This window comes from Calditrichota bacterium, assembly GCA_020637445.1.
In the GTDB taxonomy this organism is placed as follows: domain Bacteria; phylum Electryoneota; class RPQS01; order RPQS01; family RPQS01; genus JABWCQ01.
Genome location: JACJVZ010000001.1, coordinates 1,336,091 through 1,349,005, shown reverse-complemented (window position 1 = coordinate 1,349,005; position 12,915 = coordinate 1,336,091). Strand labels below are relative to the sequence as shown.

The following is a 12,915-nucleotide window of genomic DNA, read 5'->3' as shown; positions in this document are numbered from 1 at the left end:
AAGCAAGAAGAAAGCTACTCCTTCCGCCGACCTTCTGACCCACACGCGCAATATCGGCATCATGGCCCATATCGACGCGGGTAAGACGACGACGACCGAGCGTATTCTCTTCTATACAGGCCGTTTGCACCGCATGGGCGAAGTCCATGAAGGCGGCGCGACGATGGACTGGATGGAACAAGAAAAAGAACGCGGAATCACGATCACGTCCGCCGCCACGACTTGCGAATGGCGCGACCATCGAATTAACATTATTGATACTCCCGGGCACGTGGACTTTACCGTCGAAGTCGAGCGCAGCTTGCGCGTCCTCGACGGAGCCGTGGCCCTGTTCTGTGCGGTCGGCGGCGTTGAACCGCAGTCCGAAACGGTTTGGCGTCAGGCTAACCGTTACAAAGTTCCGCGCATCTGCTTCGTGAACAAGATGGATCGCTCCGGTGCAGATTTCTTCCGCGCCGTCGAAATGATTCGCACAAACCTCCACGCCAACCCGGTTCCGATTACGATTCCGATGGGTTCGGCGGACATGTTCCAAGGGATTATTGACTTGGTTTCCTTCAAGTCGATCGTGTGGGTGGAAGATTCGCACGGCATGCACTTCGAAGAATTCGACGTGCCCAAGGACATGTTCGACTTGGCCAATCATTGGCGCGAAAAACTGCTCGAGTCGGTCGCAGAATTCGACGATCATTTGCTCGAGAAGTTCTTGGCAGGCGAGCCGCTGCTCAAAGAAGAGATAATGACCGCGCTTCGGAAAGCGACGATTTCCTTGAAGTGCTTCCCCGTTCTGTGCGGTGCCTCGTTCAAGAACAAAGGTGTTCAGAAACTGCTGGATTCGATCGTGGAACTGCTTCCGTCGCCGCTGGACGTCGGCAGCACGAACGGTATTAATCCCAATACGGAAGAAGAAGTCAAGCGCGAGCCGAACGTCGAAGAACCGTTCTCGGCGTTGGCATTCAAGATCATGACTGATCCTTACGTGGGACGGTTGACGTTTGTCCGTGTCTACGCAGGCAAACTCGACGCGGGTTCCGCGGTTTACAATTCGAGCCGTGACAAGCGCGAGAGAATCTCCCGAATCGTTCGTATGTTCGCCGACAAGCGCGAAGAAATGCAAGCGGTGGAAGCGGGCGATATCTGTGCTGTAGTCGGTTTGAAAGACGTGCGCACGGGCGATACGCTGTGCGATCCTAAATCGCCGATTCTGCTCGAGAAGATGGACTTCCCGACGCCGGTGATCGAGATCGCCATCGAGCCTAAGACGCGCGCCGATCAAGATAAGATTTCCGAAGCGCTCGGCAAGCTGGCCGAAGAAGACCCCACCTTCCTTGTGAAGTTCAACGAAGATACCGGTCAGACGGTGATCGCCGGTATGGGCGAGCTGCACCTTGAAATCCTCGTGGATCGTTTGATGCGAGAGTTTAAGGTCGAGGCCGTCGTTGGCGCACCGCAGGTTTCGTACAAAGAGTGCATTCGTCAGGCCTGCACCGTGAACCACAAGTTCGCCAAGCAGTCGGGCGGCCGCGGTCAGTATGCGCATTGCGTGATCAATGTCGAACCCGGTGCCCCCGGCAGCGGATTGGTCTTTGAGAACAAGATTGTCGGTGGTGCGATTCCCAAGGAATACATCCCCGCGCTTCACAAGGGTATGGAAGACGCCATGAGCAACGGTCCGCTTGCGGGCTATCCGATCATGGACGTCAAAGTCGAACTTGTCGACGGTTCGTACCACGAAGTCGACTCCAATGAAATGGCCTTCAAGATTTGTGGCGGCATGGCTTTGAAAGAAGCCGTCCAAAAGGGCAACCCCGCCCTGATGGAGCCGATCATGAAGGTGGAGGTCGTGACTCCCGATTCGTATTTAGGAAATGTCGTTGGCGATATCAATTCGCGCCGCGGCCGCATTCAAGACATGCATCCGCGCGCCGACGGTCAAGTCGTCAACGCGATGGTTCCGCTTTCGGAAATGTTCGGTTATGCGACCAGCCTGCGCTCGTTGACTCAGGGCCGCGCTATCTTCTCCATGCAGTTTGACCACTTCATGGAAGTGCCCAAGTCCATCTCGGAAAAGATTCTCGAGAAGCGCTGACCCACCGCCGATCCGCATAAAACCCCACCTCAGGCATGGCACAACAATCCTCAATCAGGATCCGGCTGAAAAGTTACGATCATAACCTGATCGACAAATCAACCGAGAAAATTATCCAAACGGCAAAGCAGACGGGCGCCGTGATTTCCGGCCCGATTCCTCTGCCGACGCGCCGTAGCGTTTACACTGTGAACCGCTCGCCGCACTCGGACAAAAAATCGCGTGAACAGTTTGAGACGCGCGTTCACAAGCGTCTCATTGACATCCATAACTCCTCGCCGCGCACGATCGATGCCTTGATTCGCATCGAACTTCCCGCGGGAGTTGACATCGAGATCAAGACATGACAGGCCTGATCGGCAAAAAAGTGGGTATGACCCGTGTCTTCGATGAAAAGGGCACCATGATCCCGGTGACCGTCATTGAACTCGGCCCCAACCAGATAACCAATGTCCGTACCGTCGAGAAAAACGGCTACGAGGCTGTGTGCTTGGGCTTCGGCCAAAAGCGTGACAAGCTCGTACGCTCGCCGCAAAAAGGGCATTATAAGTCACTCGGCATCACCGCTCCGAAAATCGAGCGCGAGTTCCGTGGCATGAAGATCGACGGCAAGAAGGTCGGCGACTCGCTGAGTTGCGATCTGTTTGCGGTCGGCGAAAAGGTCAAAGTCGTCGGCACCTCGAAAGGCCGCGGTTTCGCCGGTGTGATCAAGCGTCACAACTTCGGCCGTCAGACGATGACTCACGGTACGCACGAGTTCTTCCGTCACGGCGGTTCAATCGGTTCAAACACGTTCCCGGGTCGTACGCTTCCCGGTTTGCGTATGCCGGGCCGTATGGGTGCCGACCGTGTTTCCGTGCGCAATCTTAAGATTGTCCGTGTCGATGCGGACGCCAATTTGATTATGATCGGCGGCGCTATTCCCGGACCGAATCACGGGATCGTAATTGTTGAGAAGCAATCCTGATGAATCTCAAAATCTATAAACGCGACGGCTCCGTTGGCAGCGATTCGGTGGAAATTCCGGATAGCCTGCTTGCGCTTGAGCCGAACCAACATGCGATCTGGTTGGCCGTGCGCGCTGAAGAAGCTGCCGGTCGTCAGGGAACGCACAAAACCAAAAGCCGCAGCTATGTCCGCGGTGGTGGTCGCAAGCCGTTTAAGCAAAAAGGCCGCGGTGTTGCCCGTCAAGGTTCGAGCCGTTCGCCGCTGAACCCCGGTGGTGGTACGATCTTCGGACCGATGCCGCACACCTATGCGGTCGGCGTTCCGCAAAAAGTGAAAGTCTTGGCCCGCCGCAGCGCGTTTGTGCTGAAAGCCCGCGAAGACCGCATCCGCGTTCTGGAAGATTTTAGCCTCGACGCTCCCAAAACGCGCGACATGGCGAAGATGATCGCCAAAATGGAACTGGCTGACCAAAAAGTCTTGTTCCTGACTCCGGATTACAACGACAACATCGCGCGCAGCGTGCGCAATCTGCCGGGCGCCGGTGCGACCCGCGCTGCGTCCGCTTCTACGCGTGATATGCTGAATTGCTCGACCATCCTGATTCAAAAAAGCGCGGTCGAAGCGCTGTTGAAAGGACTGAGCCATGCTGCATAAGAGAAGTGTTCTCCGTCGTCCGCTGCTGACTGAAAAAATCACCGCCGCGCAGGATGCCTTCAACCAGTACTTCTTTGAAGTGGATCCGAAGGCTAACAAGATCGAGATCAAGCGTGCGGTCGAGAAAAAATACGAAGTCACTGTCACCGGCGTTCAAACCATGAACGTCCGCGGCAAGACGAAGCGACTGGGCCGTTTTGAAGGCCGTCGCCCCAACTGGAAAAAAGCGATCGTTACTCTGAAAAAGGGTGACTCGATCGAACTGGCGCAAAACGTCTAAGAGTTTGACTGAATCATGCCGCTGAAGAAGTTTCGCCCCCTAACACCAACACAACGTTACCGTACCGTTCTGGTGCGCGACGGCTTGTGGCAGGGTGAACCCGAGAAGAGCTTGCTTGCTCCGCTGGCCAAGACCGGCGGCCGCAACAACCTCGGCCGGGCAACAAATATCAATATCGGCGGCGGCCACAAGCGCCGTTACCGAATTGTTGATTTCCGTCGTAACAAATACGACATCCCCGCGAAGGTCGAGCGTTTGGAATACGATCCGAACCGTTCGGCGAATATCGCTCTGCTGTTCTATGCGGACGGCGAAAAGCGCTACATCCTTGCTCCCGACGGACTGAAAGTCGGTGACAAGGTCATGTCGTCGCGTAAGGAAGCCGATATCCGCGTGGGCAATGCATTGCCGCTGAACAAGATTCCGCTGGCGACGTTTGTGCATAACGTCGAAATGCGTGTCGGCAAGGGTGGACAAATTTCCCGTTCCGCGGGAGCTGCCTGCCAATTGATGGCCGTCGATGAGAAGTTCGCGCTGCTGAAACTTCCTTCGGGTGAAGTTCGCCGCGTTCCGGCTCAGTGTTTGGCGACGATTGGCCAGGTCGGCAATTTGGATCACGAAAGCGTGGTGTCCGGAAAAGCCGGCCGTACGCGCTGGCTGGGTCGTCGCGGTCACGTTCGCGGCGTCGTGAAAAACCCGGTCGACCACCCGATGGGTGGTGGTGAAGGTCGTACGTCCGGTGGCCGTCATCCGACGACACCGTGGGGTAAGATCACCAAGGGTCTCAAGACTCGTAATCCGCGCAAGAAATCAAGTAAACTGATCGTCCGTCGCCGTCGCGACAAGACGCAACTCTCATAACATATTCCGCAATGGCCCGTTCGCTTAAAAAAGGTCCGTATATCGATTCGCGGTTGGAAACGCGAATTCTGCAAATGAACGAGAAGAACGAGAAGAAGGTGCTCAAGACTTGGTCGCGCCGCAGCGTTATCTCTCCGGATTTTGTCGGACACACTCTTGCCGTGCATAATGGCCGCAAGTTCCTGCCCGTGTACATCACGGAAAATATGGTCGGACACAAGCTCGGCGAATTCGCGCTGACCCGCACGTTCAAGGGACACACGGAAAAGAAGGCGGAAGCCGCCGCAAGGAAGAAGTAAGGTATCCCGATGGAAGCACGTTGCGTCGCACGCTTTGTTCGCGTTACTCCCCGCAAGATGCGCTTGGTCGCTGATCTCGTGCGCGGCAAAAACGTCAACGAAGCTATCAATATTCTGAAGTTCACTCACCGCTCGGCCTCGATGCCGACGCTGAAGGCAATACAGTCCGCGGTCTCCAATTACGCGCAGATGCACGACGCGTCTTCGGCGGAAATTGACTCGCTGACGGTGTACAAGATCTTCGCCGACGAAGGTCCGACCATGCACCGATTCATGCCGCGTGCACAGGGCCGAGCCACGCCGATCAAAAAGCGCATGACGCATTTGACGGTGATTGTCGCCGCTCCGCACGGTGAAGAAGAAGTCGTCGAGACCGTTGAAGCGGTCGAAGAGAAGCCCGTGAAGAAAGCCGCCAAGAAAACGGCTGCCAAGAAGACCGCGACCAAGAAAGCCGCGGCTAAAAAATCCTCCAGTAAGAAAAGCAAGTCTGAGTAATCGTGGGTCAAAAAGTTAATCCCATCGGCCTTCGCACCGGCATTATTCGCACATGGAACAGTCACTGGTTCGATGAACGCAATTTCGCCGACAAGCTCGAAGAAGACCTTTATCTCCGCAAGTATTTGATGCAGCGCTTGAAAGGCGCTTCGGTTGCGGGAGTCACGTTCGAGCGCACGCCGAAGATGCTGACGCTCACGATTCGCACCGCGCGTCCGGGTATCGTCATCGGTCGCAAAGGTTCCGAAGTCGATAAGCTCAAGGCGGAGCTGAAAAAGCTCACCAAGCGCGACGTACAGGTAAATATTTACGAAATCAAGCGTCCCGAGCTTGAAGCCAAACTCGTGGCCGACATGATTGCGCAGCAGCTCGAAGGACGTGTTTCCTTCCGCCGCGCGATGAAGAAGGCGATTCAAACCACGATGCGCATGGGCGCCGAAGGCATCAAGGTGCTCGTGTCCGGCCGTTTGGGCGGTGCTGAAATGTCCCGTACCGAAGGCTACAAAGAAGGCCGCACCCCATTGCACACACTGCGTGCCGACATCGATTACGCGCTGTCGGTCGCCCGCACGACCTATGGCACCATCGGCGTCAAGGTCTGGATCTGCCGCGGTGAAGTGATCGGCAAGGGCAAAGTTAACGGTCCGGACGCGATCGAGCGTCCTGACAACGCGCCCGATAATTTCCGTCCGGAACGCGACCGCGGTCGTGACCGGGGACGCGGACGGGATCGTGACCGTCGTCAATCCAACTGATATTGAATAGCAATGCTGACTCCCAAACGACTTAAATTCCGTAAGCAACAGCGCCGCCGCCGCAAGGGGTATGACTACTGCGGCTGTGATGTTTCCTTCGGTGAATATGGCTTGAAAGCGATGGACGATTGCTGGATGACGTCGCGTCAAATCGAAGCGGCCCGTATCGCCATGACCCGTCACATCAAGCGCGGCGGTAAGGTTTGGATTCGCGTCTTCCCGGACAAGCCGGTTTCTAAGAAGCCGCTCGAAGTCCGTCAGGGTAAGGGTAAGGGCGCGACGGAATTTTACGCGGCCGTGATTCGCCCCGGTCGTATCCTTTTTGAACTCGAAGGCGTCAGCCGCGATCTCGCGCGCGAAGCGCTTCGCCTTGCAGCACAGAAGCTGCCCATTAAAACCAAGTTTGTCGAGCGCGAAATCGCTCACTCGTAAGCAAGTATGGCATCAGGAAACGCAAGACCACAAAGAATGACGGAGTTGAAGGAACTCACTCCGAACGAGCTTCAAAACAGACTCGTTGAGACCGAAGATAATCTGGAAGCACTGCGCTTTCAGCTTGATGCCGGTCAGTTGCCCAACACCGCGCGCGTCAAAGGCGTTCGCCGCGATATCGCGCGCCTGCGCACCGTGATTCGCGAACACGAACTCGGTTTGCGTGCAGCGAAAGGGAATGCGAAATGAGCGAAGTCGCCGTTCTAAAAGACAATGCCGTCAGCGAAGCTCGCGGCCTGCGCAAGACCCGCGTCGGAGTCGTGGTCTCGAACAAAATGCAAAAGACGATCGTCGTCAAAGTCGAGCGCCGCGTCAAACATCCCTTGTTCGGCAAATACATCAAGTTGACCAAAAAGTTCATGGCCGAAGACAGCCAGAACGAATGCAATATCGGGGACAAGGTGCGGATCATGGAAACGCGCCCGATCTCGAAGCGCAAAAACTGGCGTCTGGTCGAAATCATTGAGAAGAAGAAGTAAGCCATGATTCAGGAATATACAGTTCTCAATGTCGCCGATAACACCGGCGCAAAGAAAGTCCGCTGTTTCCGTATCTACGGCGGCACGGGCCGTCGCTCGGCTTCGGTCGGCGATATCATCATGGTTTCCGTTCGTACCGCGATCCCGAATTCGAATATGAAGAAGGGCTCGAAGGCGCGCGCCGTAATCGTGCGCACATCGAAGGAAGTGCGCCGTCCCGACGGATCGTACATCCGTTTCGACGAAAACGCCGCGGTGTTGATCAACAAGGATAATGAGCCCATTGGAACGCGTATCTTCGGACCGGTCGCGCGCGAATTGCGCGATAAGCAGTTCATGAAGATCGTTTCGCTGGCGCCTGAGGTGCTCTAAGGAACCGCTATGAAAATCCGTAAGAATGACATGGTGCAAGTCACCGCCGGTAACGATCGCGGCAAGCGCGGAAAAGTCCTCAAGGTCTTTCCCGACAAGAAGCGCATCGTCGTCGAAGGCGTGAACTTCATTATGCGCCATACCAAGCCCAACCAGCAAAACCAGCAGGGCGGCATCGTCAAGCGCGAAGGTACTATTCACGTTTCCAACGTGATGCTGATTGATCCCAAAAGCGGCAAGCCGACCCGTGTGGGCCATGCCGTGTTGAAGACCGCAGAAGGCAACAAGCGAGTCCGTGTGGCCCGCGTGTCTAACGAAATGATTCCCGAATAATGAGCGCAGATAAGGCAAAGGCCAAACCAGCAAAGGGCGGCGGAGCGCCGCAAGGCAAGCCCGCGAAGGGTGGAAGCAAGGGCGGCGGACTGAATGTCGCCGGTGAGCGTCCGGCTCTTCCGAAAGGCTACGTTCCCCGCGTGCTCGCGCACTACAACGACAACGTGATTCCCGGCTTAAAGAAGACCTTCGGATACTCCAATCCGATGGAGCTTCCGCGCCTCTTGAAAATTACGATTAACGTCGGCTGCGGTGATGCGACGCAAAACCCGCGCGTAGTCGAGAGTATCGTCAAAGAAGTCGCTTCGATCACCGGACAAAAACCCGCCGTCGCCAAGGCGCGCAAGTCGGTCTCGAACTTCAAGCTGCGCGAAGGCATGCCCGTGGGCGTGTTCGTCACGCTGCGCCGCACGCAGATGTGGGAGTTCCTTGACCGCTTCATCTCGATGGCTACGCCGCGTATCCGCGACTTCCGCGGTTTGCCCGATCGTGGTTTCGACGGACGCGGCAACTTCTCGTTGGGATTGCGCGAACAAATTATCTTCCCCGAAATCGACCTCGACAAGATCGAGAAGATTCGCGGAATGGATGTTACGTTTGTCACCTCTGCCAAGTCGGACAAGGAAGCCTACGAGCTGCTCAAACAACTCGGCCTTCCGTTCCGCAAGCGTGAAGAAAAGAAAGTCGCTGCCGCGGCATAATCTAAATAGCTATTCCGTACCATGGCTAAAGCCTGCATGATCGCGAAAGCGAAGAAAACCCCGAAATTCAAAGTGCGTGCCTACACGCGCTGCCGTAAGTGCGGCCGTCCCCGTGCCGTGTATCGCAAGTTCGGCCTGTGCCGTCTCTGTTTCCGCGATCTCGCCCACGCCGGTGATATTCCGGGTGTCGTAAAGTCAAGTTGGTAAGCACGAAATACAACCATGCCGACAACAGATCCGATTGCTGATTTCCTGACTCGCGTACGAAACGCGATCAACGCGCGTAAGACCCACGTGGATATTCCTTACTCGAAAATGAAGCACAGTCTCGCACGTGTGCTGCTTGAGGCCTATTACATCCGTGACTACGTGCACGTCGATGAAGGCCCGCAGGGTTTTATTCGTGTCTATCTAAAATATACGAACGGTGAGTCCGCCATTCGCGGACTGCGCCGTGTTTCCACACCCGGCCTTCGCCGTTACGTTAACCACACCGAAATTCCGCGTGTGCTGAACGGTTTGGGTACCGCTATTTTGACGACGCCGCAAGGTTTGCTCACGGGCAATCAAGCGCGTCGCGCGGGCATCGGCGGCGAAGTTCTGGCTGAAGTCTGGTAATTCAATTTCTACGGAGATAAGTTGTGTCACGCGTCGGTCGCGCTCCCATAAAAGTCCCCAAAGGGGTTGAAATCAAGCTAAACGGCTCAGAAGTCTCGATCAAGGGACCCAAGGGCCAGCTTTCGCGCACGTTCCATCGCGATATCGCCATCAAGCTCGATGAAGGTGTCCTCACCTGTCATCGTCCCACTGATGGTAAGGAACATCGTCAGCTTCACGGATTGACGCGCGCCTTGTTGAATAACATGGTCGTCGGCGTCACCGATGGCTTCAAAAAGGAACTGCAAATCGTCGGCGTCGGCTTCAAGGTTGAAGCCAAAAAGCGCGGCATTCTTCTGAACGTCGGCTACAGCCACCCGGTTTTTGTGGTGATTCCACCTGAAGTCAAGGCGGACGTGACTGGCCCGACGACGATCGCCGTCAGCGGCGCCGACCGTGAAATGGTCGGACAAGTCGCCGCCACGATTCGTTCGGTCCGCAAGCCGGAGCCTTACAAAGGCAAGGGCATTATGTACACCGGCGAGCGGATTCACCGCAAGGCCGGCAAGACAGGCAAGTAAGTTTTAATTCATTGTAGATAACGGATCCATCCGTGTCCAGAAAAATCGCCATTCGTACGCGCGCCCGCGAGCGCCGCAAACTTCACATTCGTAAGGTCGTCAACGGCACGGCCGACCGTCCGCGCATGGTTATCTATCGCAGTGTCGCGCACATGTACGCGCAGCTCGTCGATGACGTGTCCGGGCAGACGCTGTTGGGTGTTTCGTCGCTTTCGCCTGATTTGAAGGCCGAAGTCAGCGGCAAGAACCCGACTCAAGTCGCCGAGATCGTCGGTGAAATGTGCGCCAAGAAAGCTCGCGAAAAATCCATTGAAACCGTCGTGTTTGACCGCAACGGTTTCCCCTATCATGGCCGCGTCAAAGCAGTGGCCGAAGGCGCGCGCAAGGGCGGCCTGAAATTCTAATCCACAGCAAGCGTAGATGAACGGTAACAATCCTCGCCGCGGACGCGACCGCGAAGACCGACCCGCCGAATATGCCGGCGGCGAATCCCTGCTCGAAAAACTCGTAGCGGTTAACCGTGTCGCCAAAGTCGTTAAGGGCGGTCGAAATTTTTCGTTTAATGCCATCGTCATCGTGGGTGACGGTCATGGCCGTGCCGGTTTCGGACTGGGCAAAGCCAATGAAGTCGCCGATGCAATTCGTAAAGGCACAGAAGCCGCAAAACGCAGCATGAAGCGCTATCCCTTGCTGGGACAGACTCTGCCGCACGCCACCCACGGTAAGTTCGGCGCAGGCAAAATCCTGCTTCGCCCCGCCTCCGCCGGTACCGGCGTGATTGCCGGTGGTTCCGTGCGTATGGTCATGGAGTGCTTGGGTGTTCGTGACGTGTTGACCAAGGTGATGGGAACGAACAATCCTCATAACGTCGTCAAAGCCGTCTTCCGCGCGCTGGACGAAATGAATGACGCGCGTATGGTTGCGTCGCGTCGCGGAATCACCGTAAAAGAAGTATTCACTCTCTAAGAAAGTCCGAGTGCGCAGCTTTGCTGTTCGCTCACTTCTAATCTCGTATCATGGCAAAGCTCGAAGTCAAACTTGTCCGCAGCGTCGCTACCCGGCCTTACTTCCACAGGAAGATCGTCACGGCGCTCGGTTTTCACCGCCTGAATGAAACGCGCGTGCTTCCTGACAATGAAGCGGTTCGCGGCATGATTGCCAAGATTCCGCACATGCTTGAATGGAAGCAAGTCAACGAAGGAGCTTCACGCTAATGGGAATGGATAAGCTCACCCCCGCGAAGGGCTCCACGCACTCGAAGAAGCGACTTGGCCGCGGCCCCGGTTCCGGCGTCGGCGGTACCTCCGGTCGTGGTGAAAAAGGATATTACTCCCGCTCGGGTTCCGTGCTGAGGCGCGGTTTTGAAGGCGGTCAGATGCCTTTGTATCGCCGTCTCCCCAAACGCGGCTTTACCAATGTTTGGGCCGAGTTCACGGAAGTGGTCAATCTGCGTGATCTGAAAAAGCTCCCGGATACTACTGTGACTCCCGAAGCCCTCAAAAAAGCCGGTTTGATCCGTTACGCAGACTCTGCCGTGAAAGTTCTCGCGATGGGCGACGCCGATCGCGCGTATCAGATTTCGCTGTGCACCGTCTCTAAGGCAGCCGCAGAAAAAATCACCGCCGCCGGTGGTAGCGTGGCCGCCTAATGCTAGACCGTTTCTCGAACATTTTCAAAATTCCTGAGCTGCGTGACCGCATTCTGTTCACGTTGCTGATTTTGTTCGTGTACCGCATCGGCGGTCACGTTCCGCTGGCCGGAATCAACGCCAGCGCCTTGGGCGAGTTCATGGCGGCCAATCGCACCACGCTGTTCGGCCTGTATGACATGTTCGTCGGTGGTGCGTTTGAACGCGCAACCGTTTTCGCCCTCGGTATTATGCCCTACATCTCGGCCTCGATTATCTTCCAGTTGATGGGGTCGGTCGTTCCCTACTTCCAGAAATTGCAAAAGGAAGGGGAAGAGGGCCGCAAGAAAATTACCCAGCTTACCCGTTACGGCACCGTCATCTTGTCCGCGATGCAGGCGGGTGGTGTGTCCGTGTTCTTGACGCGTCTCGTTTCGCCGTCGGGTGTTCCGGTTGTTCCGGAAGCTGGCTTCGGCTTCAACATGTTGACGATGATCACGCTGGCCGCAGGTACCACGTTTATCATGTGGCTCGGCGAGCAGATCACGGAACGCGGTATCGGAAACGGTATTTCGTTGATCATCATGGTGGGTATCATCAATACCCTGCCACAGGCGATCATCGAAGAATTCCAGATGGTGGCCACTGGTCAGCGTCATATCGTGATGGAAGCCATCTTCCTCGTCCTGCTGTTCGTCATCACGGCTTCGGTCGTCGTTTTGACTCAGGGCGTGCGCAAGATTCCGGTGCAGTATGCCAAGCGCAACGTCGGGCGTAAGCAATACGGCGGCGTCTCGACGCACATCCCGCTGCGCGTCAATTCCGCTGGCGTGATGCCGATCATCTTTGCGCAGTCGATCATGTTCGTTCCGTCGTCCATCGCAACTTTCCTTCCCGAAGGCGGCTTCCGTGATTATCTCGTGGAGGCCTTCGGTGTGCAGAGTTTCGTATATATGACGATGACTTTCCTGCTGATCGTCTTCTTCACGTACTTCTACACGGCCATCATTTTGAACCCCGTCGATTTGGCCGACAATATGAAGAAGAACGGCGGGTTTATTCCCGGTATCCGTCCGGGCAAGCAGACTTCAGATTTTATTGACAATATTTTGTCGAAGGTCACGCTTCCGGGCGCGATCTTCTTGGGCATCATCGCCATGTTGCCGACGATCTTTATTCGGCAATTCGGAGTGTCCTACAACGTCGCGCAGTTCTTCGGCGGCACGGGACTTCTGATTATCGTGGGTGTTGCGCTCGATACTCTTCAGCAAATTGAATCTCACTTGGTGATGCGGCACTACGACGGAATTATGAAGTCCGGTCGTATCCGCGGGCGCCGAAGAATGTAATTC

At 55.9% G+C, this 12,915-nt stretch carries 23 protein-coding genes; all 23 read left to right on the top strand.

The window, feature by feature from the left end; genetic code table 11:
• Window positions 1-61: 61 nt before the first annotated feature.
• The 23 genes from fusA to secY are packed head-to-tail and all read left to right on the top strand — an operon-like array spanning window position 62 to window position 12,912.
• A complete protein-coding gene (gene fusA / locus H6507_05730) occupies window positions 62-2,089 on the top strand; it encodes an elongation factor G (protein MCB9368589.1) in 2,028 nt (675 codons plus the stop codon).
• 35 nt (window positions 2,090-2,124) lie between these two features.
• Entirely contained in the window at window positions 2,125-2,436 is a 312-nt protein-coding gene (gene rpsJ, locus H6507_05725; protein MCB9368588.1) for a 30S ribosomal protein S10, read from the top strand.
• Complete coding sequence (gene rplC / locus H6507_05720; protein ID MCB9368587.1) at window positions 2,433-3,056, top strand: 50S ribosomal protein L3; 624 nt, start codon at window positions 2,433-2,435, stop codon at window positions 3,054-3,056. Before rpsJ ends, rplC begins: the two co-directional genes overlap by 4 nt.
• Entirely contained in the window at window positions 3,056-3,691 is a 636-nt protein-coding gene (rplD, locus tag H6507_05715) for a 50S ribosomal protein L4 (protein MCB9368586.1), read from the top strand. Before rplC ends, rplD begins: the two co-directional genes overlap by 1 nt.
• Window positions 3,684-3,971: a 50S ribosomal protein L23 gene (locus tag H6507_05710; protein ID MCB9368585.1), complete on the top strand. Its 288-nt coding sequence runs from the start codon at window positions 3,684-3,686 to the stop codon at window positions 3,969-3,971. Before rplD ends, H6507_05710 begins: the two co-directional genes overlap by 8 nt.
• A gap of 15 nt (window positions 3,972-3,986) precedes the next feature.
• A complete protein-coding gene (gene rplB, locus H6507_05705; protein MCB9368584.1) occupies window positions 3,987-4,832 on the top strand; it encodes a 50S ribosomal protein L2 in 846 nt (281 codons plus the stop codon).
• Window positions 4,833-4,843: 11 nt separating this feature from the next.
• Window positions 4,844-5,131 carry a 30S ribosomal protein S19 gene (rpsS, locus tag H6507_05700; GenBank protein ID MCB9368583.1) on the top strand — a complete coding sequence of 96 codons (288 nt, stop codon included), beginning with the start codon at window positions 4,844-4,846 and terminating at the stop codon, window positions 5,129-5,131.
• A gap of 9 nt (window positions 5,132-5,140) precedes the next feature.
• Complete coding sequence (gene rplV, locus H6507_05695) at window positions 5,141-5,626, top strand: 50S ribosomal protein L22 (GenBank protein MCB9368582.1); 486 nt, start codon at window positions 5,141-5,143, stop codon at window positions 5,624-5,626.
• A gap of 2 nt (window positions 5,627-5,628) precedes the next feature.
• Window positions 5,629-6,381, top strand: a complete 753-nt coding sequence (rpsC, locus tag H6507_05690) for a 30S ribosomal protein S3 (GenBank protein MCB9368581.1) — start codon at window positions 5,629-5,631, stop codon at window positions 6,379-6,381.
• 12 nt (window positions 6,382-6,393) lie between these two features.
• Complete coding sequence (gene rplP, locus H6507_05685; GenBank protein MCB9368580.1) at window positions 6,394-6,813, top strand: 50S ribosomal protein L16; 420 nt, start codon at window positions 6,394-6,396, stop codon at window positions 6,811-6,813.
• Between the two features lie 6 nt (window positions 6,814-6,819).
• Entirely contained in the window at window positions 6,820-7,062 is a 243-nt protein-coding gene (gene rpmC, locus H6507_05680) for a 50S ribosomal protein L29 (protein MCB9368579.1), read from the top strand.
• On the top strand, window positions 7,059-7,352 hold the full coding sequence (gene rpsQ, locus H6507_05675) for a 30S ribosomal protein S17 (protein ID MCB9368578.1): 294 nt from the start codon (window positions 7,059-7,061) through the stop codon (window positions 7,350-7,352). Before rpmC ends, rpsQ begins: the two co-directional genes overlap by 4 nt.
• A gap of 3 nt (window positions 7,353-7,355) precedes the next feature.
• A complete protein-coding gene (gene rplN, locus H6507_05670) occupies window positions 7,356-7,724 on the top strand; it encodes a 50S ribosomal protein L14 (protein MCB9368577.1) in 369 nt (122 codons plus the stop codon).
• A 9-nt stretch (window positions 7,725-7,733) separates the two neighbouring features.
• Window positions 7,734-8,057: a 50S ribosomal protein L24 gene (gene rplX / locus H6507_05665; protein ID MCB9368576.1), complete on the top strand. Its 324-nt coding sequence runs from the start codon at window positions 7,734-7,736 to the stop codon at window positions 8,055-8,057.
• Window positions 8,057-8,758: a 50S ribosomal protein L5 gene (gene rplE / locus H6507_05660; GenBank protein ID MCB9368575.1), complete on the top strand. Its 702-nt coding sequence runs from the start codon at window positions 8,057-8,059 to the stop codon at window positions 8,756-8,758. The genes rplX and rplE overlap by 1 nt, the downstream gene beginning before the upstream one ends.
• Window positions 8,759-8,779: 21 nt before the next feature.
• The gene (locus H6507_05655; GenBank protein MCB9368574.1) at window positions 8,780-8,965 is read left to right on the top strand and encodes a type Z 30S ribosomal protein S14; all 186 of its coding nucleotides are present in this window, start codon (window positions 8,780-8,782) and stop codon (window positions 8,963-8,965) included.
• Window positions 8,966-8,980: 15 nt separating this feature from the next.
• Window positions 8,981-9,376: a 30S ribosomal protein S8 gene (rpsH, locus tag H6507_05650; protein MCB9368573.1), complete on the top strand. Its 396-nt coding sequence runs from the start codon at window positions 8,981-8,983 to the stop codon at window positions 9,374-9,376.
• A gap of 23 nt (window positions 9,377-9,399) precedes the next feature.
• A complete protein-coding gene (rplF, locus tag H6507_05645) occupies window positions 9,400-9,936 on the top strand; it encodes a 50S ribosomal protein L6 (protein MCB9368572.1) in 537 nt (178 codons plus the stop codon).
• A gap of 44 nt (window positions 9,937-9,980) precedes the next feature.
• A complete protein-coding gene (locus H6507_05640) occupies window positions 9,981-10,340 on the top strand; it encodes a 50S ribosomal protein L18 (GenBank protein MCB9368571.1) in 360 nt (119 codons plus the stop codon).
• Window positions 10,341-10,356: 16 nt separating this feature from the next.
• Window positions 10,357-10,902 (top strand): 30S ribosomal protein S5, encoded by a 546-nt coding sequence (gene rpsE / locus H6507_05635; protein MCB9368570.1) that lies wholly within the window; start codon window positions 10,357-10,359, stop codon window positions 10,900-10,902.
• A 50-nt stretch (window positions 10,903-10,952) separates the two neighbouring features.
• Window positions 10,953-11,150 carry a 50S ribosomal protein L30 gene (rpmD, locus tag H6507_05630; protein MCB9368569.1) on the top strand — a complete coding sequence of 66 codons (198 nt, stop codon included), beginning with the start codon at window positions 10,953-10,955 and terminating at the stop codon, window positions 11,148-11,150.
• The gene (gene rplO, locus H6507_05625; GenBank protein MCB9368568.1) at window positions 11,150-11,584 is read left to right on the top strand and encodes a 50S ribosomal protein L15; all 435 of its coding nucleotides are present in this window, start codon (window positions 11,150-11,152) and stop codon (window positions 11,582-11,584) included. Before rpmD ends, rplO begins: the two co-directional genes overlap by 1 nt.
• On the top strand, window positions 11,584-12,912 hold the full coding sequence (secY, locus tag H6507_05620; GenBank protein ID MCB9368567.1) for a preprotein translocase subunit SecY: 1,329 nt from the start codon (window positions 11,584-11,586) through the stop codon (window positions 12,910-12,912). Before rplO ends, secY begins: the two co-directional genes overlap by 1 nt.
• Window positions 12,913-12,915 lie beyond the last annotated feature (3 nt).

Coding starts and splice junctions, on each gene's coding strand:
- rplN (MCB9368577.1), top strand. CDS start 7,356: ATGATTCAGGAATATACAGTTCTCAATGTCGCCGATAACACCGGCGCA.
- rpsJ (MCB9368588.1), top strand. CDS start 2,125: ATGGCACAACAATCCTCAATCAGGATCCGGCTGAAAAGTTACGATCAT.
- H6507_05655 (MCB9368574.1), top strand. CDS start 8,780: ATGGCTAAAGCCTGCATGATCGCGAAAGCGAAGAAAACCCCGAAATTC.
- rpmC (MCB9368579.1), top strand. CDS start 6,820: ATGGCATCAGGAAACGCAAGACCACAAAGAATGACGGAGTTGAAGGAA.
- secY (MCB9368567.1), top strand. CDS start 11,584: ATGCTAGACCGTTTCTCGAACATTTTCAAAATTCCTGAGCTGCGTGAC.
- rplE (MCB9368575.1), top strand. CDS start 8,057: ATGAGCGCAGATAAGGCAAAGGCCAAACCAGCAAAGGGCGGCGGAGCG.
- rplC (MCB9368587.1), top strand. CDS start 2,433: ATGACAGGCCTGATCGGCAAAAAAGTGGGTATGACCCGTGTCTTCGAT.
- rpsS (MCB9368583.1), top strand. CDS start 4,844: ATGGCCCGTTCGCTTAAAAAAGGTCCGTATATCGATTCGCGGTTGGAA.
- rplV (MCB9368582.1), top strand. CDS start 5,141: ATGGAAGCACGTTGCGTCGCACGCTTTGTTCGCGTTACTCCCCGCAAG.
- rpsH (MCB9368573.1), top strand. CDS start 8,981: ATGCCGACAACAGATCCGATTGCTGATTTCCTGACTCGCGTACGAAAC.
- fusA (MCB9368589.1), top strand. CDS start 62: ATGGCCCATATCGACGCGGGTAAGACGACGACGACCGAGCGTATTCTC.
- rplD (MCB9368586.1), top strand. CDS start 3,056: ATGAATCTCAAAATCTATAAACGCGACGGCTCCGTTGGCAGCGATTCG.
- rplB (MCB9368584.1), top strand. CDS start 3,987: ATGCCGCTGAAGAAGTTTCGCCCCCTAACACCAACACAACGTTACCGT.
- rplX (MCB9368576.1), top strand. CDS start 7,734: ATGAAAATCCGTAAGAATGACATGGTGCAAGTCACCGCCGGTAACGAT.
- rpsE (MCB9368570.1), top strand. CDS start 10,357: ATGAACGGTAACAATCCTCGCCGCGGACGCGACCGCGAAGACCGACCC.
- rpmD (MCB9368569.1), top strand. CDS start 10,953: ATGGCAAAGCTCGAAGTCAAACTTGTCCGCAGCGTCGCTACCCGGCCT.
- rplO (MCB9368568.1), top strand. CDS start 11,150: ATGGGAATGGATAAGCTCACCCCCGCGAAGGGCTCCACGCACTCGAAG.
- rpsQ (MCB9368578.1), top strand. CDS start 7,059: ATGAGCGAAGTCGCCGTTCTAAAAGACAATGCCGTCAGCGAAGCTCGC.
- rplP (MCB9368580.1), top strand. CDS start 6,394: ATGCTGACTCCCAAACGACTTAAATTCCGTAAGCAACAGCGCCGCCGC.